Origin of the sequence: Marinobacter manganoxydans MnI7-9 (assembly GCF_000235625.1) — a bacterium.
Classification (GTDB): domain Bacteria; phylum Pseudomonadota; class Gammaproteobacteria; order Pseudomonadales; family Oleiphilaceae; genus Marinobacter; species Marinobacter manganoxydans.
Window position 1 is genome coordinate 32,677 of record NZ_AGTR01000026.1, and the last position, 22,265, is coordinate 54,941.

At 56.7% G+C, this 22,265-nt stretch carries 25 protein-coding genes; 16 read left to right on the forward strand and 9 right to left on the reverse strand.

The window, feature by feature from the left end:
• Positions 1 to 387 precede the first annotated feature (387 nt).
• Positions 388 to 2,040, forward strand: a complete 1,653-nt coding sequence (locus KYE_RS06510; RefSeq protein WP_008171628.1) for an electron transfer flavoprotein-ubiquinone oxidoreductase — start codon at positions 388 to 390, stop codon at positions 2,038 to 2,040.
• Between the two features lie 99 nt (positions 2,041 to 2,139).
• Here the strand turns inward: KYE_RS06510 and KYE_RS06515 are convergent, their stop codons facing one another.
• The 7 genes from KYE_RS06515 to KYE_RS06545 all read right to left on the reverse strand — a co-directional run bounded on the left by KYE_RS06515 (position 2,140) and on the right by KYE_RS06545 (position 7,668).
• A complete protein-coding gene (locus KYE_RS06515) occupies positions 2,140 to 2,601 on the reverse strand; it encodes an FKBP-type peptidyl-prolyl cis-trans isomerase (RefSeq protein ID WP_008171631.1) in 462 nt (153 codons plus the stop codon).
• A 199-nt stretch (positions 2,602 to 2,800) separates the two neighbouring features.
• Entirely contained in the window at positions 2,801 to 3,367 is a 567-nt protein-coding gene (locus KYE_RS06520; RefSeq protein WP_008171634.1) for a DUF1285 domain-containing protein, read from the reverse strand.
• A 24-nt stretch (positions 3,368 to 3,391) separates the two neighbouring features.
• Positions 3,392 to 4,288: a radical SAM protein gene (locus KYE_RS06525; RefSeq protein WP_008171637.1), complete on the reverse strand. Its 897-nt coding sequence runs from the start codon at positions 4,286 to 4,288 to the stop codon at positions 3,392 to 3,394.
• A 45-nt stretch (positions 4,289 to 4,333) separates the two neighbouring features.
• The gene (locus tag KYE_RS06530) at positions 4,334 to 4,783 is read right to left on the reverse strand and encodes a SixA phosphatase family protein (RefSeq protein ID WP_008171639.1); all 450 of its coding nucleotides are present in this window, start codon (positions 4,781 to 4,783) and stop codon (positions 4,334 to 4,336) included.
• A gap of 42 nt (positions 4,784 to 4,825) precedes the next feature.
• Positions 4,826 to 5,893 (reverse strand): NAD(P)H-dependent glycerol-3-phosphate dehydrogenase, encoded by a 1,068-nt coding sequence (locus tag KYE_RS06535; protein WP_008171642.1) that lies wholly within the window; start codon positions 5,891 to 5,893, stop codon positions 4,826 to 4,828.
• Between the two features lie 60 nt (positions 5,894 to 5,953).
• Positions 5,954 to 6,445, reverse strand: coding sequence for an STAS domain-containing protein (locus KYE_RS06540; protein WP_008171643.1), 492 nt, complete (start codon positions 6,443 to 6,445; stop codon positions 5,954 to 5,956).
• A gap of 14 nt (positions 6,446 to 6,459) precedes the next feature.
• Positions 6,460 to 7,668: a PP2C family protein-serine/threonine phosphatase gene (locus KYE_RS06545; RefSeq protein ID WP_008171644.1), complete on the reverse strand. Its 1,209-nt coding sequence runs from the start codon at positions 7,666 to 7,668 to the stop codon at positions 6,460 to 6,462.
• Positions 7,669 to 7,782: 114 nt separating this feature from the next.
• On the opposite strand from KYE_RS06545, the gene KYE_RS06550 reads away from it, so the two are divergent.
• Positions 7,783 to 9,267, forward strand: a complete 1,485-nt coding sequence (locus KYE_RS06550; protein WP_008171647.1) for an HD domain-containing protein — start codon at positions 7,783 to 7,785, stop codon at positions 9,265 to 9,267.
• On the opposite strand, the gene KYE_RS06555 is transcribed toward KYE_RS06550, so the two are convergent.
• Positions 9,257 to 10,285, reverse strand: a complete 1,029-nt coding sequence (locus tag KYE_RS06555) for an NAD(P)/FAD-dependent oxidoreductase (RefSeq protein WP_008171649.1) — start codon at positions 10,283 to 10,285, stop codon at positions 9,257 to 9,259. The genes KYE_RS06550 and KYE_RS06555 overlap by 11 nt on opposite strands.
• A 117-nt stretch (positions 10,286 to 10,402) precedes the next feature.
• On the opposite strand from KYE_RS06555, the gene KYE_RS06560 reads away from it, so the two are divergent.
• The 10 genes from KYE_RS06560 to KYE_RS06605 all read left to right on the forward strand — a co-directional run bounded on the left by KYE_RS06560 (position 10,403) and on the right by KYE_RS06605 (position 18,828).
• On the forward strand, positions 10,403 to 11,359 hold the full coding sequence (locus KYE_RS06560) for an acyl-CoA desaturase (RefSeq protein WP_008171652.1): 957 nt from the start codon (positions 10,403 to 10,405) through the stop codon (positions 11,357 to 11,359).
• Positions 11,356 to 11,823, forward strand: a complete 468-nt coding sequence (locus KYE_RS06565; RefSeq protein WP_008171653.1) for a nuclear transport factor 2 family protein — start codon at positions 11,356 to 11,358, stop codon at positions 11,821 to 11,823. The genes KYE_RS06560 and KYE_RS06565 overlap by 4 nt, the downstream gene beginning before the upstream one ends.
• Positions 11,820 to 12,620: an SDR family NAD(P)-dependent oxidoreductase gene (locus tag KYE_RS06570; protein WP_008171654.1), complete on the forward strand. Its 801-nt coding sequence runs from the start codon at positions 11,820 to 11,822 to the stop codon at positions 12,618 to 12,620. Before KYE_RS06565 ends, KYE_RS06570 begins: the two co-directional genes overlap by 4 nt.
• The gene (locus KYE_RS06575; RefSeq protein WP_008171656.1) at positions 12,617 to 13,882 is read left to right on the forward strand and encodes an NAD(P)/FAD-dependent oxidoreductase; all 1,266 of its coding nucleotides are present in this window, start codon (positions 12,617 to 12,619) and stop codon (positions 13,880 to 13,882) included. The genes KYE_RS06570 and KYE_RS06575 overlap by 4 nt, the downstream gene beginning before the upstream one ends.
• A 2-nt stretch (positions 13,883 to 13,884) precedes the next feature.
• A complete protein-coding gene (locus KYE_RS06580) occupies positions 13,885 to 14,769 on the forward strand; it encodes a DUF1365 domain-containing protein (protein ID WP_008171657.1) in 885 nt (294 codons plus the stop codon).
• Positions 14,757 to 16,031: an SAM-dependent methyltransferase gene (locus tag KYE_RS06585; RefSeq protein WP_008171659.1), complete on the forward strand. Its 1,275-nt coding sequence runs from the start codon at positions 14,757 to 14,759 to the stop codon at positions 16,029 to 16,031. Before KYE_RS06580 ends, KYE_RS06585 begins: the two co-directional genes overlap by 13 nt.
• Positions 16,028 to 16,549, forward strand: a complete 522-nt coding sequence (locus tag KYE_RS06590; RefSeq protein WP_008171660.1) for a DUF2878 domain-containing protein — start codon at positions 16,028 to 16,030, stop codon at positions 16,547 to 16,549. Before KYE_RS06585 ends, KYE_RS06590 begins: the two co-directional genes overlap by 4 nt.
• Complete coding sequence (locus tag KYE_RS06595; protein ID WP_008171662.1) at positions 16,546 to 17,286, forward strand: hypothetical protein; 741 nt, start codon at positions 16,546 to 16,548, stop codon at positions 17,284 to 17,286. The genes KYE_RS06590 and KYE_RS06595 overlap by 4 nt, the downstream gene beginning before the upstream one ends.
• An 81-nt stretch (positions 17,287 to 17,367) precedes the next feature.
• A complete protein-coding gene (xthA, locus tag KYE_RS06600; RefSeq protein WP_008171663.1) occupies positions 17,368 to 18,180 on the forward strand; it encodes an exodeoxyribonuclease III in 813 nt (270 codons plus the stop codon).
• An 18-nt stretch (positions 18,181 to 18,198) separates the two neighbouring features.
• Positions 18,199 to 18,828 carry a TetR/AcrR family transcriptional regulator gene (locus tag KYE_RS06605; RefSeq protein WP_008171664.1) on the forward strand — a complete coding sequence of 210 codons (630 nt, stop codon included), beginning with the start codon at positions 18,199 to 18,201 and terminating at the stop codon, positions 18,826 to 18,828.
• 9 nt (positions 18,829 to 18,837) lie between these two features.
• On the opposite strand, the gene KYE_RS06610 is transcribed toward KYE_RS06605, so the two are convergent.
• Positions 18,838 to 19,251 (reverse strand): phasin family protein, encoded by a 414-nt coding sequence (locus KYE_RS06610; RefSeq protein WP_008171665.1) that lies wholly within the window; start codon positions 19,249 to 19,251, stop codon positions 18,838 to 18,840.
• A 346-nt stretch (positions 19,252 to 19,597) separates the two neighbouring features.
• Here KYE_RS06610 and KYE_RS06615 point away from each other — a divergent pair, with 346 nt between their 5' ends.
• The 4 genes from KYE_RS06615 (at position 19,598) to hemH (ending at position 22,141) form a co-directional block, all read left to right on the forward strand.
• Positions 19,598 to 20,035, forward strand: coding sequence for a YeeE/YedE family protein (locus tag KYE_RS06615; protein ID WP_008171666.1), 438 nt, complete (start codon positions 19,598 to 19,600; stop codon positions 20,033 to 20,035).
• Positions 20,036 to 20,039: 4 nt separating this feature from the next.
• Positions 20,040 to 20,465, forward strand: coding sequence for a YeeE/YedE family protein (locus KYE_RS06620; protein WP_008171667.1), 426 nt, complete (start codon positions 20,040 to 20,042; stop codon positions 20,463 to 20,465).
• Between the two features lie 97 nt (positions 20,466 to 20,562).
• Positions 20,563 to 20,994, forward strand: coding sequence for a TIGR01244 family sulfur transferase (locus tag KYE_RS06625; protein ID WP_008171670.1), 432 nt, complete (start codon positions 20,563 to 20,565; stop codon positions 20,992 to 20,994).
• 37 nt (positions 20,995 to 21,031) lie between these two features.
• Positions 21,032 to 22,141: a ferrochelatase gene (hemH, locus tag KYE_RS06630; RefSeq protein WP_008171672.1), complete on the forward strand. Its 1,110-nt coding sequence runs from the start codon at positions 21,032 to 21,034 to the stop codon at positions 22,139 to 22,141.
• The last annotated feature ends 124 nt before the right edge of the window (positions 22,142 to 22,265 follow it).

Sequence of the window (22,265 nt, forward strand, 5' to 3'; positions counted from 1 at the left end):
ACTTGCAGTCCTCGCGCAGAGCCTGCCGAAATTCAATGCGCACTAATAATGGAGGCAACACACGGCAGAATCAATAGCCTCAAACGACGCGCCAGGACTGAACTTTCAGCCAATTCCCCGGTATTGACCGGGGACGGCAATGAGACGATACTAGATTTCGACTCAAAACACACGATGTTTCAGTGTGCTCTTACAATGCCAAAGGACAGGGCGAATTTCAAACAAACGTTTGTTTGATTCTTCAAATACGGTATCCTTTTGGTTATGCAAGTCGGGACAAACGGCTTGGGGCAGTCGTCTATAGGCACTTTTACCGGTATGATGGCGGCCCAGAATAATTGGCCTGCGGGCACATAATATCCATTAAAGATGTTTGAGGAGACCAACGTGGAACGCGAATCGATGGAATTTGATGTTCTGATCGTCGGCGGCGGCCCGGCGGGCCTGTCGGCAGCGTGCCGTGTCATGCAACTGGCACAGGAAGCTGGCGAGGAACTCACCGTATGCGTTGTAGAGAAAGGTTCTGAGATCGGCGCCCACATTCTGGCCGGTACCGTATTCGAGCCCACTGCCCTCAACGAACTCTTCCCGGACTGGAAAGAGAAAGGCGCTCCGCTCAACACGCCCGTTACCCGGGACGACATTTTCCTGCTGAAGAACCAGGACAGCGCCACCAAGATCCCGAATGCGTTTGTGCCCAAGAACATGCACAACCATGGCAACTACATTATCAGCCTGGGTAACCTGTGCCGCTGGCTCGCCGAACAGGCCGAACAGCTTGGCGTTGAGGTGTATCCCGGCTTTGCCGCGTCCGAAACCATCATTGAAGACGGTCAGGTAAAAGGCATCATTACCGGCGATATGGGCGTGGCCCGCGACGGTTCCGAAAAAGACGGCTACATGCCCGGCATGGAACTGCGCGCGAACTACACCCTGTTCACCGAGGGCTGCCGCGGTCACCTGGGCAAGCGCCTGATCAACGAGTTCAAGCTTGATGAAGGCAAAGACCCGCAGCACTACGGTATCGGTATCAAGGAACTGTGGGATATTGATCCGGCCAAACACGAGCCGGGCCTCGTAGTTCATACCACCGGCTGGCCCCTGAAAGAAACTGGCTCCACCGGTGGCTCTTTCCTGTATCACCTCGAGAATGGCCAGGTATATGTGGGCTTGATCACCGATCTGTCTTACAGCAACCCGCATCTGAGCCCGTTTGAGGAATTTCAGCGGCTGAAGCTGCATCCGGAAATCAAGAAACACCTGGAAGGCGGCAAGCGCGTTTCCTACGGCGCCCGTGCAATTACCAAGGGTGGCTACAACGCTCTGCCCAAGATGAGCTTCCCGGGTGGTCTCCTGCTGGGCTGTGACGCGGGCACGCTGAACGGTTCCAAGATCAAGGGCTCCCACACCGCCATGAAGTCCGGCATGTTGGGCGCCGAGGCAGTTTTCGAAGCGCTGAAGGACGGCAAGAGCGGCGAAGAGATCAGCAGCTTCCAGAAGAAATTTGAAGACAGCTGGCTGTTCAAGGAGCTATACGCAGAGCGTAACTTCGGCCCGGCGATGCACAAGTTCGGCAATATAGTCGGTGGCGCCATCGCCTACTTTGAGCAGAACATCCTGCGCGGCAGCCTGCCGATTACCTTCCACGATACCACTCCGGATTATGCCACCATGAAGCCGGCAGCCGAGTGCAAGAAGGTGACCTATCCCAAGCCGGATAACACCCTGACCTTCGATCGTCTGTCCTCGGTGTTCATTTCAAACACCAACCACGAGGAAGATCAGCCGGTTCACCTTAAACTGACCGATCCGGAACTTCCGATCCGCGACAACCTGCCTAAATACGATGAGCCTGCGCAGCGCTACTGCCCGGCTGGTGTTTATGAAGTTGTCGAGAAAGACGATGGCGGCGGAAAGCGCTTCCAGATCAACGCCCAGAACTGTGTTCACTGCAAGACCTGCGACATCAAGGATCCTGCACAGAACATTAACTGGGTAACTCCGGAAGGGGGCGGTGGCCCGAATTATCCGAACATGTAAGTCCGGATTCCGGTAGAAAACGGCCCCTCGCGGGCCGTTTTTTTTGGCATAAAAAAACGGCTCCCGAGGGAACCGTTTTTCGTTGCGTTTCAGAAAAGCTTAGTGAGCGTGGCCGTGCTCTTGCTCTTCGTCAGTCGCGTCGCGAGCTTCTACCACTTCTACGTCGAAGTGCAGAGTCTGGCCAGCGAGCGGATGGTTGGCGTCGATGGTGACGGTTTCGTCGCCAACTTCTACCACACGAACGACCTGGGGGCCGCCCGGGGTCTGCGCCTGGAACTGCATGCCCGGCTCGATGGTATCGACGCCTTCAAATGCAGAACGCGGAACCGGCTGGATCAGCTCTTCGTTAACTTCGCCGTAGCCTTCAGCAGGTTCTACAGAAACCTTAACCTGATCGCCTGCGTTCTTTTCGTTCAGTGCACTTTCCAGTCCACCGATAATGTTCTGTGCACCTTCCAGGTAAGACAGAGGCTCACGACCTTCTACACGGGAGGAATCAAGCTGCTCTCCCTGATCGTTGGTGAGCGTGTAATGGATGGTGACAACACGAGGTTGGGCCATGTGATCTCCTTGCGTGTCCGCAATGACTGTTTAATTGATTTAGGCAATCGAAAGTGATCGTGAACAGCCAGACTGAACAGAGGGACTAACGACCACCGGGCCTCGTTAGAGAGCCAGGCTCATAACAAGTATGAAAACACAGTTTAACAACTGAGCTAATGCGTTTTCTACCGTAATTCTGGGGCCGTGGTACGGGTTTTCAACCACCCTGCCCGATTTTGTAGAAAATTCCGTGGCTGAATACCCCAAGAACCGGGTGTCCGTCTTCATTCCGTTCCACAACATGCTCCGCCAGGTCGTAATAGGCTGCGGTTACCAGTCGCGCTTCGACCCCATGGCGAACCTTTACCACGGGTCTTGGCTCATCGGAGCCCGGATAGGTAGTCACTTCCAGTGGATGGTCCTGGCCAATCTCGAGGGTTTCGCCGACATTGGTGGTCAGGGAAATGACCTGACGGTCGCTCTCTCCAGTCACGGTCAGGGAATGGGCGAGCAACGGCGCATCCTCGACTTGGATGCGCCACTTTTCAACGGGCGTCACCAGGTAGTATTCGCCGTCGCTTTCCCGGCGGAGAATGGTGGAAAACAGACGTACAATCGCTTCTCGAGCCAGCGGCTCGCCTTTGAAGATCCACTGACCATCGCGGCTGATGCGAAGATCCATATCCCCGGAAAGCTCGGGGTCCCACTGATCAATGGGTGGATTCCCGACCTTCTTCACGGTTTCCTCCACCTGCTTTGCAAGATTATCCGGATTCATGCTCATAACGGTGGCTCCCGGCCATCTGAATTACAACCCGCGCATCCACTCCGCGCGCAACGGTGCTGCACCGGGGTTGGTAATGGCGAGGTTTACCTGGTCCAGCATTTTCTGCTTGTCACGGCCCAGCGTGCCTTTCAGCACGAGGTAATTTGAAGCGTGATCACTGCGGAAGATGGTCTTATCCAGCTCAAGATGCTCCAGGAAGAGGCGTATCTCTTCAAAGAGCCCTTTTTGGGACAGCGGCACGAAATCGTCTCCGAAGCCCTCCCGGAAACGTTCTTCTCCCTGTGGGAAACTGACCACGAGGGTGGAAAGATAATCCGGCTGTGTCTCGTTGCAGAGCGTTGCGGTATTGATCGCGTGCTGGCGCGAAAGGTTTTCTCCGCCCAGCCCATTCAGCACCATGACAGAGCTCGTAAGACCCGCCTCACGGATTTTCAGCAGTGCCGAGCGGGTGGATTCCCAGGTTTCGCCCTTGTTGACCCGGCGCAGGATTTCATCATCGCCGGATTCCATACCGACATAGAGAATTTCAAGGCCTGCATCCTTCAGTTGAGCCAGTTCTTCTACGGTCTTTTTCGCGAGGTTGCGGGGCAGACAGTAGCTGGAAACCCGCTGAAGATCCGGAAAAACCTCCCTGAGCTGACCCAGTATTTCCAACAGGCGACGGGTCGGCAATACCATGGCATCACCGTCTGCAAGAAAAACCCGGCGCACGCCACCCAGGCTGCGAGCCGCATTACGGATGTCCTGGAGCACATCTTCAGGCTTGCGGGCCCGGAATTTCTTTTGCGGCTGCGTATACATCTCGCAAAACGTGCACTTGTTCCAGGAGCAGCCGTTGGTGACCGGCAGGATCAGTGACTTGGCTTCACTGGGAGGCCGGAAGACCGGCTCCACGTAGTCGATTGGAAAGCTGTACATAGTCGGGCTCGGATTTGAGGATTCAGAAATTACTTACTGGCGATATCAGGGCAGAAACTGGGCTTTCAAGTCAGCGCAACCGGGACCGACTACTGGCATATCCAGCATGACGGCCTGGGAGGTCATGAACGGAATGCCCCGGCGGTGTGCGTCAACCAGAAGCGTGGCAAGCCCTCCCACCAGGGGCATGTGGGAAACGATCAACAGGGGTGATTCGTGATGCTCAATCAATGCATCAAGGCAGGCTGCCGGGTCGTCGTCCGGAGTGATAAACATCTTTTCTTCAACGGGACAATTGAGAATTTCGGAAACGATCACCGCCGTTTGCCTGGCCCGCACATAGGGGCTGCTCCAGACCAGCTTCGGTCGCCAGGGCGACTCCGCGATGCGAGCGGCAACCTCAGCCACGCCAAGCCGGCCGGCCTCTGTCAGTTCACGTTCCTGATCCAGCGTATGCCAGCCAGCTTCCCCATGGCGCATGATGAGCAGTTGCAAGGGCTCTCTCCTTTCCGGCCTGGTCCCGGTTCAGCGGGCCTGTTACTGGCTGATGGTCCGCGGCAGTATAAATTCTACGTCGGAATTCTGGACCGACATCATGAGGCTATTGATGACCGCCTTGATTGAAGCGTTGTCATAGAGGATCTCGTAAAGCCCACGAACCAGTGGCATGTAGATCCCGATGGCCTCGGCTTTCTGCTTGACGAGCTTCAGGGTATAGATACCTTCGGCCACCTGCCCGAGCTCCGCCACGGCATCGTCCAGTTTCTGGCCCTGGCCAACGGCATAACCCACTCGAAAGTTCCGGCTCTTGGATGAGGTGCAGGTCACGATCAGATCACCGACACCCGCCAGCCCCATGAATGTCATTGGGTTGGCGCCGAGGCTGACGGCAAACCGGCTCATCTCTGCAAGACCGCGGGTAATCAGCATGGCCTTGGCGTTCTCACCCATTTCCAGGGCGGAGGCAAGACCCGCAACAATCGCATAGATGTTCTTCAGTGCCCCGGCGAGTTCCACGCCATACACATCCACGTTCGCGTAAACGCGAAAATACTCGCACCCAAGGAGGTCCTGAACCGAGCGGCGTACATCCGGATCCTTGGCGGCAATAACAGTGGCGGTCAGATCCCGGTTTACGATTTCACCAGCCAGGTTGGGGCCACTGAGCACACCAGTACGACAACGAGGGATCTCTTCCTGCAGAATCTCGCTCATCAGTTTGAAGCCGTGCTCTTCAATCCCCTTGGTGAGGCTGATGACAATTTGCTCGTCGCGGAATTTGTCGCTGTTCTCGCGGATAACGGCCCGAAAGGCTTTGCTCGGAATGGCAACAAAGACGATCTCGGCCTTGCTGACAGCGTCCGCCAGGTCTGTGGTGGGCTGAATGTCACCGGTCAGCTCAATGCCTGGCATGTAGCGGCTATTGATTCGGGTGCTGCGGATCTCTTCGGCCTGGGCTTTGCCACGCATCCAGAAATGAACACGGTGACCGTTTTCACCCAGCACCTTGGCCATGGCAGTACCAAAACTGCCACCGCCCAGAACCGCCACATCATGTACTGGCGCGGCTGCCTCAGTGTTCCGGGGCGTCGATTGTTCAGACATAGTTCTTCCGTTCTGTCAGATCAGGTGTGATACCGGCAATTTCGCACCAGGGCGGCGCAGTTAACCGGGCTCTTCACATTCCAGAGCGCGCACCAGATTCTTGAATTCTTCCCTGTTTCGGCTGTTCAGGCCCATCAGCACTTTATGGGCATCAAGAACCTTGTCTCGAACCTGTTGTTCGCTGGCCCTGAGTACGGGAATCTCTTCAAGCTCTTCAATTCGGGACGCGGGTTCTCGCACAATAATAAAGATCTTGTCGAAACCCATGGAAGTGATAATGCGGGTAATATCGGGATTGGTCGAAATAAGTGTGGGCAGGAAGTTGCTCTGTTTCTGGGCCGCCATCGCGATCTTGGCAAGCAGTCCGAGTGTGGTGCTGTCGATAATCTCGGTCTCGGTCAGGTCGATCACCACGGTCTTGAACTCCGGGTCCTGGGTGATGGACTCAACCAGATTGTCCAGCGTCGAACACAGGTTCAGCCGGATTTCCCCAATAAACTTCAGGACATAGATGCCCTGTTTTTCAGCTTGCAGGATCTTGTAACCAGCCATGTTTCACACTGCCACTAATTCGACGGGGTGTTATCTGATCCGTTAATGGTATCAGTTACCGATACGATAGCGATATCGTCCGGCAGCTCTGTGATCTGTTCCAGATGCAGAGCCTCGTTCAGAGAGGCGATAGTGTGACGACCTCCCGATACGAGTTCAAGTAGTGTCCGCTCCTTTTCATCCAGTCCCTTTTCCCGGATAACTTCCAGAATTCCATCCGAAAACAGGGTCAGATGAAACGGTTTGTTCAGGGGAACCTCATACACTTCCCATTCCGGCGTCTCAAACAGCCCTACCGGAAGCCCGCTTCCCTCGAGAAACGCAGCCTCCCCACCTTCAAAGGACAGGATAGGCATCGGGAAATGGGCGCCGACTGCATAATTCAATTTACGTTCGCTCAGGGAAATAATGCCAACGAATACGGTTACGTGTTTACCGAGGCCGGTATCCAGCAACTCGGAATTGATGCGTTCCAGGAATCGGTCCGGGTACAGGATATCTTCACTGGAGCCCCGGCGAAGGTTTCGCTGCAAGCGGTTGGTCAGGTTCTTCAGCAATACGGTTACAAACGCGGAACTGGCGCCATGGCCGGAGACATCGGCGATGTACACCAGAACCTTGTCGTCGGAAATACGGAAGTAATCCAGAAAATCACCGCTCAGGTAGAGCGATGGCTTGATCATGTGGTCCACGTGCAGGCCACTCATCACCTGTTCGTGCTCCGGAAGCATCCGTAACTGGACCTTTCGGCCGGCACGCTGGTCTGCCCGCAGCTCGGCGATGCCGTCCCGCAGGTCACGATTTGCCTCTTCAAGCTCCTGCCGGTAAAGCTGATTCAGCCGGTTGACCCGGACCCGGTCGAACAATTTCCCGATAACGTCGTCCAGTGCGCCCTTGTCGTCGTTGCAGGGTTTGAGGACAAAATCCGCCGCCCCGGCCCTGAGGGCGCTGACCACATCGGCGCTGGACTCGCTGGACGAACAGGCGACGATCGGCGTGAATGTTTCGGCTTCTTCCAGGCGATTGGCGAGATCCCGGATGGACTCCGGAGGCAGGTCTGCAAAGATGACATCGGGAATGTTATCGTCAAAAAGCGCCTTGGCGCTGGCGAGATCCCGGTAGCCGGTCACGTAGAACCCCCTCGCTTCAAGGTAACGGGCGAGATCCGTACGGGCCTTTTCATCGGCGTCTATTATAAGTATGCGCTCGGTGCGCGAGGTCATGGCGACTGCCCTAAACTACCAGCGATAAACGATAAATTGGCTTGATTAAGCCTATTCTGGCACGCCCCTGTGATATAACAAGGCCAAGTTCATGAAATCGGAGGATTCCATCTGATGCGACGTGCCGTAAACGATCTACTCGGAGCCTATGACAAGCTGATCATGGATCCGGTTCACGGAGGCATTCCGCTTTACCGGCACGAGATCCAGGTGATTGATCACCCACTGTTCCAGCGACTGCGAAACATCTGCCAGAACGACATCCTGAGCCTGGTCTTTCCCGGCGCAACCCATTCCCGCTTTCTGCACAGTATTGGTGTGATGCATGTGGGCACGCGCATGTTCCGCTCGATGATCGACGCCTACCTCAGGGAGCGCCAGCTCAGCGAGCAAACCGACCTGAGCCTGAGCCAGCTCGACGCCATCGACTATCTGGCCAAAACCATCCGGTTGGGCTGTCTTCTGCATGACAGCGGGCATTCAAGTTTTTCCCATCAGTTCACCCAGGCCCGGCGCATCCGGGAATTGATGTCCCGTCCCGGCCGCTTCCGGGATCTGTGGCGCGGCGTGGATTATTCCGCCTATCACCCGGAAGAACCCGATGAGCTGGAACACGAGCATTATTCCGTGCGTGTCGCCCACGATGTGCTCATGGCGGTGGACCTGGAAAGTGCCGGGCTTTTCGCGCGGGACGTTATCGGAATTATGGAAACGACAGAGGTAAAACCCAGTGAGACGTTCTGTCGTCACGCCCGCACATTCTGGGCCTTTATTGCGGGAGAGGATGCCGCGGCGGGATCACCGCTCAGCGAAAACATACCCGGGCTGGTGATGGATCTGTTGTCATCGATTGTATCCGGCGAAATTGACGCTGACCGGGCCGATTACATGCTGCGGGACGGCTTCCACTCTTCGGTAACCATCGGCGGTTTCAACCTGGACCACCTTTTGAGCAACCTGCGTTTTGGATGGGATGTGTCCGAACCCTGGCTGGGGCTGGCCATAACCCAGAAAGGACTGGGGGCGCTCGAGGACTTTGTCTACAGTCGCCACCAGATGTACCGCAAGGTTTACGCCCACAAGACCGCGCTGGGCTTTGACTGGCTGCTTCGGGAGGCCATTAACGAGGTACTGGATGACCCCGAGAATTTCGAATGGGTGGATACCTGCCTGAGTGATATGGCGTATTTCGCAGAGCTCACCGATAACTTCTTCTGGGAGGCCTTCCGGAAAGTGGCCCGCAAACATCCGAAGAGTTTCTCCTTTTGCATCGTCAACCGGGTGAAGCTGAACCACCTGGATACCCGGGAAGACCTTTCGGCCCGGGGCATTGAGCGGCACAGCGTCTGGTTGGCAGCAGAGCTCGCGCTCAATCCGTCGCAGGTAGTGACCTGCTCCATGCGGGCGCGTTTCTCTAACATTCAGGACAACTTCAACGGCATCAAGGTGCTGGTGCGCGAGCCCATTCACCGCACCCGCTCACTGAAGAAGATCACCGATGTGAGCGCCTTCTTCAGCAAGTTCAGTGACGGCACCATCACCCATTTCTATACACGCCCGGATGTCACTACCGGCAACCAGGGCTCTCTCACTGAGTAGCAGGCACGGCATTGAGTTCGGCGACCAGCCCACAGGCGCTGTCGAATGCGCCCTCAACCCGGCCACCGCTGAGCCAGTCGCCGGCAAGGCCCAGCCCGTAATCCGGGAACCATAGATGGCCTGGCTGCTCGCCACCTTCGGAGCGGGCGTAGAGCCAGCGATGGGTAACAACCTCGTCCGGTCTGGCCTCGAACCCGGTCAACTCCTGGAAGGCCGCCAGGAGTTTTTCGGCAACCTCCTCTGCCGGCGTGTCGACATGCTCTTCCGTCCAGGCGGGACTGGCGTGCAGAACCCACCACTGGCCCTCGTCGTTCCGACCGGGTTTGCTGGAGTTGTTGGCCACCCAGAACAGCGCCGGATGCTGGCAGCGCATGCCCTCATGGTGTAGCCACGGCGATACTGGAAAATGGGCAGCGACCGCCCAGCATGGCAGAACCCGCTTCACCGGATCATCAAGATGCGAAGCCAGTTCGTTGAGCCCGCTATTGACCATTAATTCGCGGGCCTGTGCCGGCGGCGCAGTGATAATGACCTGATGGAAGTCACCGAGATGACTGCCGGCGTCGTCGAAAACACTCCAGGACTGGTCGTTTCGGGCCAACTTTCCGACCCGGGTTTCAGCAACCAACCGGGCATGGGCAGAGAGCGCCCGGGTGATGGCGGTCATGCGCGGTGTACCTACAAAACGCGCTTCCTCGGGAAACGGCTCCCACTCCCTGGCCGCTGTCTCAAAACCAAAACGACCCTTCCAGATCTCAAAGGTCTCGTCGCCGGCGAATTTGCGAAGAAAAGGCAGGAAATCCGGGTTTCTGGAGGTGAAGTACTGGGCGCCCATATCGGCGGATCCGCCGGTAACCCGTTTTGCCGCCAGCCTGCCTCCGGGGCCACGGCTTTTTTCGAACACGGTGACGTCATGGCCAAGGCCCTTGAGTTCGATTGCAGCTGTCAGCCCCGCCAGACCTGAACCAACAATGGCAACACGGCGTATAAGAGGCGAATGAAAGGTTTGATTAAACATGGTTTATCGTGCATCCAATTCCGGTAGTGAGATCGTACAACTTCCCATGAAACAGGTTCAGCCCCTGGGCTGTTCGTGCGATCAAGATTCCATCAGTAAAGAAAGGGCAATCAGGGTATGACCCGAGTGCAGCATTTGCTTACAAATATTTTGAGGTGGTTCGATTCCGAAGCAGGTTCGGATCACATTGACACCACCTCCAGATCGTTCAATTTCCTGCGAGTTATTCCGTTCATAGCACTCCATCTGGCCTGCCTTCTGGCCATTTACACCGGCGCCAGCGCATTCGCCGTGGGGTTTGCGATCGCCTTCTTCCTGGTGCGCATGTTCGCGATTACCGGATTTTACCACCGTTACTTCGCCCACAAGACATTCAAAACCAGCCGCCCGGCCCAGTTCGTATTTGCCGTTCTCGGGGCCAGCGCGGCCCAGCGAGGACCTCTTTGGTGGGCGGCTCATCACCGCCATCATCATCAGCATTCCGATGACGAGCAGGATCTTCACTCGCCCCATCAGGGCGGGTTCTGGTGGTCGCACATGGGCTGGTTCACCTGTGACGCCGGATTCGCGACCGACGAACGGCGAATCCGGGACTGGCTGAAATTCCCCGAGCTCAAGCTGATTAACCGGTTCGATTCCCTGGTGCCTGCTCTGGCGGCTGTCGGCATCTATGCGCTGGGTGAAGCCCTGGCGGCCTGGGCGCCGGGCCTGGGAACCAATGGCCTGCAATTGCTGGTCTGGGGCTTCTTTATTTCGACGGTGGTGCTGTTCCATGCCACTGTCTCCATTAATTCACTCTCCCACGTCTGGGGCAAGCGCCGGTTCGAGACATCGGACGACAGCCGTAACAACTTCTGGCTGGCCCTGCTTACGCTTGGCGAGGGCTGGCACAACAACCATCACCGGTGGCCCCAGTCAGTGCGCCAGGGCTTCCGGTGGTATGAGATAGACATCACCTGGTACGGCCTCTGGCTGATGTCCAAGCTCGGCATCATCTGGGAGCTGAACCCGATACCCAAACATATTCAGGAAGAAACACGCGAACTGGATAGAATGAGGAGGAGCAGGCAATGACAACCGCCTCAAAGATCGAAGTAGGTACGCGTAACTCGGCGGTGCCGGCAACGCTCGATAGTTTCCGGGCGCTGTTCAACGAGCTTGATAAAGGCAATCTTAACAAGCTGTCCCAGGTGTACAGCGAAGATATCCGTTTTCAGGACCCTTTAAGCGCTGTGACCGGGCTTGACGAATTGACCCGCTATTTCGCCGGTGCCTATGCGAACGTCATCTCCTGTCACTTCGAGTTTGGGGACGCGGTTGTCCAGGGCGAATTTGCTGCCGTGCCCTGGGTGATGCATTTGCGGCACAAGCGCATTCGCAAGGGCCGTGAAGTTCAGGTTCAGGGCATCAGCCACCTCGAAATCCGTGATGGCATGGTGTGCTACCACCGCGATTACTTTGACGCAGGGGAAATGCTCTACGAAAACCTGCCCGTGGTTGGCAGGGTCATTCGCTGGATCAAGGATCAGGCAGGATGAGTGATCGACTTCAGGAAACCTCGAATATCTGGATTACCGGCGCAAGCTCGGGTATTGGCGAATCCGTTACCCGCGCTCTGGCACGCGGTGGCCACCGGCTTGTTATTACCGGCCGACGTAAGGAGGCGCTCGAAGAGCTTGCCTCCGTTGCGCCCGAACGTATTATCCCGGCTGCCGCAGACACCACCAGCAAGGAGGATCTTCAATCGATTGCCGGGACGCTGGAGAGCCACGGTGATCTGAACATGGTGATTCTCAACGCCGGCACCTGTGAGTATCTCGAGATAGCCCACTACAGCAGTGACGTGATCGAGAAAAACATCAACACCAACGTGATTGGCACAGCCCGTTGCCTGGATATTGCGCTGCCCGCGCTTCGACGGAGTCGGGCAAAGGGGCAACCGGCCACCCTGGTGATCGTCAGCTCCTCAGCCTGGTGGTTTCCCTTTGGCCGGGCAGAAGGTTACGGCGCTTCCAAAGCGGCCCTGACCTACTTTGCCCATGCCCTCAGGGCAGATCTCGACGCCGAGGGTATCGACGTTGTGGTGGTCTCACCGGGCTTCGTGAAAACCCCGCTGACCGACCGCAACGATTTCCCCATGCCCTTTCTGGTCTCAGCCGAGGATGCGGCGGAGCGGATTGTCAGCGGCCTGGCCCGTGGACACAACGAAATTGCCTTCCCCAAGCGCTTCACCTGGATGCTGAAGGTGCTGGGCGCCCTTCCCCGGCCCCTGATTGACCGCATGTCGGCCTCTATGGCCCGTAAAAGCAACACCGAACAGGAAAACAATGAATGAGTAGTGAGCGTCAGCGAATTGCTGTCATTGGGGCCGGCGTTTCCGGCCTCACGGCTGCCTGGCTTTTGGCCGAGAAACACGAGGTTGAGGTTTTTGAAGCAGGCGACTATGCCGGCGGTCACACCAACACCGAGCAGGTTGAAGCCGGTGGCCGAACCTGGCCGGTCAACACGGGGTTTATCGTGTTCAACGACTGGACCTATCCCAATTTCATCAAGTTGATGGACCGGCTTGGCGTGCCATCGGAAGTGAGCGACATGAGCTTCAGCGTGGATTGCAGCAGCACCGGCCTGCAATACAACGGCACCAGCCTGAACACCCTGTTCGCCCAGCGCCGGAACCTGCTTAACCTGCCGTTCCTGAAAATGGTGCGGGAGATTCTGCGCTTCAACAAGGAAACCCGGGCAGACCTTGAGGCGGGCAACATCAACAATGAGGAAACTCTTGGCGAATATCTGAACCGGAATGGGTATTCCCGTTACTTCCGGAATTACTACATCGTGCCCATGGGTGCGGCCATCTGGTCAGCACCGGAGATCATTCTGGAGCAGTTTCCCATCCGGTTCTTCCTGCAGTTCTTCAACAACCACGGCATGCTGTCCGTGGATGACCGACCCACGTGGCGGGTGATTTCCGGAGGTTCTGCCCAGTACGTCAAAAAGATGATGGAGCGCCTGGGCGACGCCACGCACCTGAACAGCCCTGTCGAGAGGGTGGTCAGAGATGAAGACGGTGTGACCGTCTCGGTAAAGGGCCAGGATCATCACTTCGACCAGGTGATCTTTGCGTGCCACAGCGATCAGGCGCTGGCCATGCTTGGAGACCCGACTGACAAAGAGCGGGATATCCTGGGCGCCATGGCTTACCAGAACAACGATGTGGTGCTTCATACCGACAGCAGCGTGTTGCCGGACAATCGCCGCGCCTGGGCTGCCTGGAACTACTTTATCCCGACCCACAGCACGGAACCTGTCTCCGTTACCTACAACATGAACATTCTGCAGAACTTCCACGATGCTCCAGAAACCTTCTGCGTGACCCTCAATCGCAGCCGCGATATCGATCCCGACAAGGTGATCAAGCGCTTTGAGTACGCTCACCCGGTGTTCACCCTGGATGCGGTGGCAGCCCAGGAACGCTACGATGAAATCGGCAACCAGAATCGCACCCATTACTGTGGCGCCTACTGGTTCAACGGATTCCATGAAGACGGTGTCCGCAGTGCGCTGCGGGTAACCGAGGCCTTCGGGGTGGAGCTTTGACCATGAACAGCCAGTGGCTGGAGGGTACTGTCCGGCACAGACGGAAGTACCCGGTGCAACACGAATTCAGCTACAGCACCGGCATGCTGGCCCTGGACACCGATGAGTGGGGCAAGGTTGCCGGGATCAGTCCGCTTTTCTCCCTGGAACGATTCAACTGGATCTCCCTGAAGCGCAAGGATTACTTTCGCCCGGAAACCGACGACCTGTCGGTGGCTGTTCGCGATCACGTGGAAGAGGCCACCGGCTGGCGCCCCGACGGCGAAGTGCAACTGATTACCCACCCCCGCTACTTCGGCTATGTCTTCAATCCGGTCAGTTTCTATTTCTGCTACCGGTCCGGGGAATGCCCCGCTGATGGTGTGGTTCCCAAAGTGATCGTTGCCCAGATTACCAACACACCCTGGCACGATCGACATGCCTATTGCCTGGAGACCACAGGAGCGGAACCCAACCAGGCCGGTTGGCGCACCGAGCAGTTTGGCTTCAGCAAGCGCTTTCATGTGTCGCCGTTCAATGGCATGAACCAGCATTACGAGTGGACATTCAGTTTCCGGGGCCCGGAGCTGAGAATTCACATGAATGTTCTGGAGGAAGGTCGCAAGCATTTTGATGCCACGCTGGTAGTCCAACGCACCCCTCTCAATCGTAAAGATGTGCATAGAAGTCTTCGAAAGTTTCCGCTTGAGGCGTTCAAGGTTGTGGCAGGCATTTACTGGCATGCGCTCCGTCTCAAGCTGAAGGGGGCACCGTTTTACAGCCATCCGGACAAACTTCCCGAAGACGACAGTGCCTACCGCCGTGGGCACGATGATTCCGGGCTGGATGTCACCAGCTCCGAGACCAATGACAAGATTCGCGGAAGGGTAAGCTCATGGAGAACCTGAATACTTCGCTTGAAAACACCTCATCCGGCTCCGGCAGCCTGCCGGCCCTCAGCCGGTTTGCGAGGACGCTGGTGATTCAGCAGCTCCGGTTACTGGGCGAAGGACAGCTGACGGTAAAGGAATCCGGGTTTGATGACCTGGTTTTCGGAGACGGCAACAGCCAATACCAGCCTGCCGAACTGATTGTCCATGATCACAGCACCTGGCGGGACCTGCTGACCGGCGGAAGCGTTGGAGCAGCAGAGGCGTATGTGGCCGGTGACTGGTCGACACCGGATCTGGTGGCCCTGCTCCGGTTCTTTACCCGCAATGTCGACCGCATGAATGAGTTTGAAGACCGGTTCAGCTGGGTTACCAAGCCGGCTCTCAAAGGTTTGCACTGGCTGAACCGCAACACCAAAGAAGGCTCCCGGAAGAACATCAGTGCCCATTATGATCTGGGCAACGACCTGTTCGAGACCTTCCTCGACCCGACCATGATGTATTCCTCGGCCATCTACCCGAGTGCCGAATCCACGCTCGAAGAAGCCGCTATTCACAAGCTGGACACCATCTGCCAGAAACTGGATCTCCAACCGGGTGACAAGGTGATTGAAATCGGCACCGGCTGGGGCGGTTTCGCTATCCACGCTGCCAGGCATTACGGCTGCCACGTGACCACGACGACCATTTCCAGAGAGCAGCTGGAGTTGGCGCAAGAGCGAGTTCAGAAGGAAAGTCTGGAAGACCGTATCACCCTCCTGTTCGACGATTACCGTGATCTTGAGGGCCAGTTCGACAAGCTGGTCTCCATCGAGATGATCGAGGCCGTTGGCCCGCAGTTCCTGGACAGCTACTTCTCCCAGATTAACGCCCTGCTCAAGCCGGATGGTCTGGCGCTTGTACAGGCCATCAACATGCCGGAACAGCGCTACCAGAGGGCCCTGAAGAACGTGGACTTCATCCAGCGCTTCATATTCCCCGGCAGCTTTATTCCTTCGTTCGGAGCGATCCTCGAATCGGTTCGCAAGGAAAGCAAGCTGGTGCTGACCCATGCCGAAGACACCGGTTTCCACTATGCCCGTACACTTCGTGACTGGTGTGACCGCTTCATGGCCCAGCGCGATAAACTGGAATCAATGGGTTACGACGAGGCATTCCGACGGCTGTGGCACTTTTACTTTGCCTATTGTGAGGCGGGCTTCAGCGAACGCGCCATTGGCGTGGCTCAGCTGGTGTTCGCCAAGCCCGGCAACAAACGCGAGAATATCTTGAGCGTATGATAGCCTCAGAAACGGCTCGTAACGTACTGAACTTCCTGCTTTTCCAGGCAGGCTGGTTCGCCTGCGTGTTCTATCCGGGACTGATCGGTGCCGGGATCGTCGTGGTGTTTCTGATCCTGCATTTTGTGCTGGTCAGCCAGAACCGGATGACCGAATTGCAGTTCATTGGCCTGGGCACCGTGGTTGGTTCCGTTCTGGACGGCATCTGGTTCCAGACCGGTATTCTGGACGACGGCACCGGCCAGATAATGCTGACACCACCGTGGCTGGTGGCCATCTGGGCCATTTTCATGACCACCCTCAGTCATTCTCTGGACTGGATCAGCAAGAAGGCCTGGCTGCCGTTCGTGCTTGCGCCCTTTGCTGGTCCGTTCGCCTACTGGTCCGCAAGCCAGCTCGGCGCAGTGGAGCTTCCGGAATTGATACCCTCGCTGATTGCGCTCGCTTTCGGCTGGCTGGTCGTTTTTCCACTGCTCTTGTTTGCCCGTAAGACCCTATACCCGGAGCTGGTTCGATGAAACGCGCTACCTGGTCAGTTTACGTGGCGCTGTTGGCAGTCGCAGGGCCGGCCGCGGCCGCAGATTTCAGTTTCATCGGTACCGCAAGCACGGGAGACGGCAACGTTATTTACGAAGAGCGCCATTCCGTTGATGGTACCTGTGAGGAAGGCGTATTCCGGCCCCGGCAACACGAGGTGACCTACTTCAAACCGGACGCGGACGAGTCATTCGCCCGCAAAGACCTTGAATACGAGGTTTCAGTACTGCGTCCGTCCGTAGACTTCGTTCAGCCGACATTCAGTGAAGAAATGCAGATCACCTACCCTGCACCCGACACTTTGGTGATCGACTGGCAGACGCCAGGCGGCGATTCAGAGCAATTCGAGGTGACATACCCGGAAACTACCGTTGTGGATGCCGGGTTCGATAACTTCGTACGTCAGAATTGGCAGAGTGTTGTGGCTGGCGAGCCGGTTGAATTCCGGTTTCTTGGACCTACCCGGGGCGAGCATTATGGTTTCGTTCTGGAACGGGTCGAGAACGACCGGGTGAATGCTGACCATGTCGTACAGATACGCCCTACCGGCATGGTGCTGCGTTTCCTGGTCGACCCCATCGTGCTGGGTTACAGCAACTCGGGTGCCCTTTCCGACTATCTGGGCCTCACCAATATCCGGAAAAACCAGGATGAAAACTACACCGCCCATATCCGCTATAAAGTGAATACCACCCCGGATTGTGAACTGACCCCCTGAAACTGTCGCCCCTGCCAAGGCAGACCCCGGGGGTCAGTATGGTAAACTCCGACGGGAATCAACGCCGGAGAGTATTTTGAAATGATGTTCGTCTCTTTCAACGTCAACAGTATCCGCACCCGCCTGCACCAGCTTGAAGCCGTAATAGACGCCCTCGCACCGGATTTTATCGGCCTTCAGGAAACCAAGGTTCAGGACGACGACTTTCCGGTAGAAGCAATCCGGGACCTTGGCTACCACGTGCATTTCCACGGGCAAAAAACCCACTATGGCGTTGCCCTGCTCTCAAAAGCGGAGCCGGAGGAGGTTGTCAAAGGCTACCCGTGGGATGGTGAGGATTCCCAGCGCAGGCTGATTACCGGCCATTTCACGGTCAATGGCGAAAAGCTGACGGTGATCAACGGCTATTTTCCCCAGGGTGAAAGCCGTGACCATCCGGTGAAGTTTCCTGCCAAGGAGAAGTTCTACGGGGATCTGATGCGTTACCTGGACGAGCTCAAGAAAGCGGGCGGCTACGTGGTGGTGATGGGGGATATGAACATCTCTCCAACCGATAAAGACATTGGCATTGGCGCCGACAACGCCAAACGCTGGCTACGAACCGGTAAATGCTCTTTCCTCCCGGAGGAACGGGAATGGCTGGGCCAGGTCGAGTCTCGCGGTTATACCGATGTGTTCCGGCACCTTCATCCTGATGAAGCGGACACTTTCAGCTGGTTTGACTACCGCAGCAAGGGTTTCGAGCGAGACCCCAAGCGTGGTCTGCGGATTGATCTGATCATGGCCAGTGACAGCCTGCTGCCCAAAGCCCGGAAAGCGGGTGTTTCCTACGACATTCGAGCCATGGAAAGGCCGTCCGACCACTGTCCGGTCTGGGCGAGCTTCGAGCTCTAGGGGCTGGCCCGGCGCGATATGAAAAAAATCAAAACCCGCGACCGTATACTCCAGACCAGCCTGGCGCTGTTTAACACCGTCGGCGAACCCAATGTCACCACCCTGCTGATCTCTGATGAGATGGATATCAGCCCGGGTAACCTCTATTACCACTTCAAGAGCAAAGGCGATATTGTCGAGGAAATCTTCGATCAGTACGAACACGACATGGTCGACTTGTTGGCGGTTCCGGAAGACGCCGACATCAGCCTCGACCAGCAGGGGTTCTTTCTGCACCTGCTGTTCGAGACCGTAGCCCGCTACCGGTTCCTCTATCAGGATCTGGTGAACGTGTTGTCCCGGTACGATCAGCTGCAGGTACGATTCAAGCGCATCCAGAAAAAGAAAAGACTGGCTTTCAAGACGATTTGCGAGAGCTTTCGACGCCAGGGCATTATGGCGATTGAGCAGGAAGAGCTTGATTCTCTTTGTGAGCAGTTGACGCTAACCGCCTGTTATTGGAGTGCTTTCGATACGCTCTCTCACCTGGATGACCGGGAGGCAGTGGATCCGGGGCGGGGTGTTTACCAGATGATGCACCTGGTGCTGCCCTACCTTGCGCCGGCCGACCGGGAGGAAGCCCGGCTGATGAGCCGGGATTATCTCTGAGCCGTAACGTTATTCTTCGTCGTCACCGGCACGTTTCCGCAGGCGGGCAAGTTCTGATTCAAGGGCTTCAATACGCCGCTCCATAGATTCGATTTCTTCACGGCGATGTATGCCCAGACGTCTCAGGGCACCGGACACCCGTTCATCAAACATGTGCTCAAGCCGATCCCAGGTGCCAGTGGCTCGCTCCCGAACCCCTTCAACCCGATCTTCCACGGACTTGATCTGCTTTTCGACGACGCCCCGGGTTTTGTTCTCGAGCTGCTCACCTTCCTGCACAAGACGCTCGAAGAAACGGCCAGTATCTTCCTCGGCTTTGGTATAGGCGCCCAACCCGGCCAGCCAGATCTGGCGGGCTGAACCCTTGATTTTTGCCGCCAGTTGCGGATCATTCTCCGGCTTATTGTCGTTCTCGTCAGACATGTACAACCTCGGGAGTGCGGATAGTTCTTTCTAACCGCCATTGTATTACAGCTTGGCCCGGATTTCAGTCGGCCTGGAACCCGCGCAACGAAAGGCGGCAGTATAAAGACGCATCCGATATGAAAAAATGTTTTCAAACGAAAGTGAGTCTCGCTTGAAGTGTTCAAAATATAGTCAATACTTCCCAATACCGGCGTCCCTGCTGATGCCGGTTTGTCTGGAAGTCTTTCATGGATACTACTCGCACGCCTCTGCCCGGCATCCTTTGCCGGGCTTTTTTTTGTTATTATTGCCCCAAGATATATGCTTATTCCAAAATGAAAGTCTATAAAATTCGGAGTATCAGATGATTGAAATTGCGTGGAGTAACTTCACCCCCTGGTCAGCGTTGGCGGGTGGCATACTGGTGGGCATAGCTGCCGCCAGCTTTCTGCTTCTCAACGGGCGGATTGCAGGCATCAGTGGCATTCTTGGCGGACTTCTTTCACCGGCAAAAGGCGATATTGCCTGGCGCGTGGCGTTCCTTGCCGGACTGATTGGTGCACCGGCAGTCTGGGTACTGGCTACAGAGCTTCCCCCTATCGAAATCGAGGCCGGCTATCCCGCGCTCATTGTTGCGGGGCTGTTGGTGGGGATCGGCACCCGATATGGTTCCGGCTGTACCAGTGGACACGGGGTTTGCGGTCTGTCCCGCCTATCGCTGCGCTCGCTGGCAGTCACGATGAGCTTCATGGCTGCCGGATTTGTCACCGTGTACGTGATTCGTCACCTGATGGGGGTGTGACGCCATGAAATTTTCTCTTGCTTCTCTGTTTGCTGGCCTTGTCTTCGGAATGGGGCTTATCGTTTCCGGCATGGCCAATCCTGAAAAGGTGCTCGGCTTCCTTGATATCGCAGGCCTTTGGGATCCTTCACTGGCGTTTGTGATGGGCGGCGCCATCATGGTGGGTGTGGTCGCGTTTGCTGTTGCCCGCAAGCGCACCCTTTCCTTCCTCGGGTTCCACATGAAAATGCCCACCAGTGCCCATATCGATAAACGATTGGTACTCGGGGGTCTTATGTTCGGCGTTGGCTGGGGTATCGCCGGCTTCTGCCCCGGGCCGGGACTGGTCGCGCTCGGTGCCGGTGAAACCAAGGCGGCGGTGTTTGTTGCGGCCATGGTTGCGGGCATGGGCATTTTCGAAGTCATTGAGCGCAACCGTGCGAAAGTGTAAGTATTTTCTGTAAATTTACCCGCCGCCATTCTGACACAGCCCGGGGGCTGTGCGATCATGGCGGCAGCTCCACCACCCGATTCGGAGAACGACATCCATGGATATCAGAAAAATCGACGACAACATTTCGGTAGCCCCGCAGATTTCCATTGAAGACGTGGCAGAAGCCGCGAAGCTGGGGTTCAAGACTCTCGTAGCAAATCGCCCTGACCACGAAGAGCCGGGCCAGCCTGCCATGGCGGATATTGAAGCCGCCGCCAGGGAACAGGGCCTTGAGTGGGTATACATGCCGGTGGAGTCGGGAAACATCACTGACGACGACGTAAACCGCTTCGCGCCGATGATCCGGGACGCCGAAAAACCCGTACTGGCATTCTGTCGTTCCGGGACCCGCTGCACCGTGCTCTGGGCTCTGAGCGCGGCCAGAAACACATCAGCCGATGAGATTTTTACCAAAGCACGCAACGCCGGTTACGACATTTCCGGCCTTGCACCAAGAATGGCGCAGCAGGCCGCCGACAAAGGCTGACACTGCCACCGCCTAACCAACGTTCAGGATCTACCGCATGCAATACAAAGGTTCAGAGAATTTCAGCCACAACCAGTCTGACCGATTGGGAGTGCTGGTTACCAACCTGGGGACACCGGATGCGCCAACAACCTCGGCCCTCCGTCGCTACCTGGCTGAATTTCTCTCGGACCCCCGGGTGGTCGAATTGCCGCGGCCGCTCTGGTGGCTGATCCTTCACGGTGTGATCCTGAGAATTCGTCCCAAGCGAAGCGCAGAGGCTTACTCAAGCGTCTGGCAGCCGGAGGGCTCTCCCCTGCTGCTGCACACTGCAAAGCAGGCTGAGGGTATCCGAGAGGCACTCAAGCGCAAGTACGGCCCTAACGTGGTCGTCGGCTTTGCGATGCGCTACGGCAACCCCTCAATTTCCCGGGTTCTTGATGAGATGCAGGAACAGGGCGTACGGAAACTGCTGGTTCTGCCACTTTACCCCCAATACTCCGCGTCGACCTCGGCCTCCACCTTCGATGCCATTGCCAAGGATTTCTCGAAACGGCGCTGGCTGCCCGATTTCCGTTTCATTTCTCACTACCCGGATTATCCTCCGTACATTGAAGCCATGGCGCGCCATATCGAGGCGCACTGGGCCAACCATGGACGCAACCAGAAGCTGGTATTTTCCTACCATGGCGTGCCGCTCAAGTACCTGACCAAGGGCGATCCTTATCACTGCGAGTGCCACAAAACGTCTCGCCTGCTGGCTGAGCGGCTGGGCCTGAGCAAAGAGGACTACATGACCACGTTCCAATCCCGCTTTGGCAAGGAAGAGTGGCTCAAGCCCTACACGGATGAAACCCTGAAGTCCCTGCCAGGCAAAGGCGTCAAATCCATCGACGTATTCTGCCCCGGCTTTTCATCCGATTGCCTCGAAACCATTGAGGAAATCGACGAAGAAAACCGTGAGTACTTCATGGAGGCCGGCGGTGAAGGGTTCAGCTACATCACAGCGCTGAACGCCACACCCGGGCACATCGAAGCCCTGGTAAAACTGATCGAGGAAAATCTGGAAGGCTGGCAGGTGCCAAAGAACGAGCCAGAGGCTCTGGCAGCTCGCCAGCAGCGGGCAGCCGAGCAGAAAGAAGCAATCTATCCGGGCCGGGATCTCTGATCCGCCCCCGAGTTATAGCCGGGGCTGCGTCAGCTGCCCCGGTTTCCCTCCTTGCCTTCAAAGCCCTCTGAAAGATCCGGTACAGACTGACAGAACGTGCATTCGCCCGTATCAACGGCGGCGC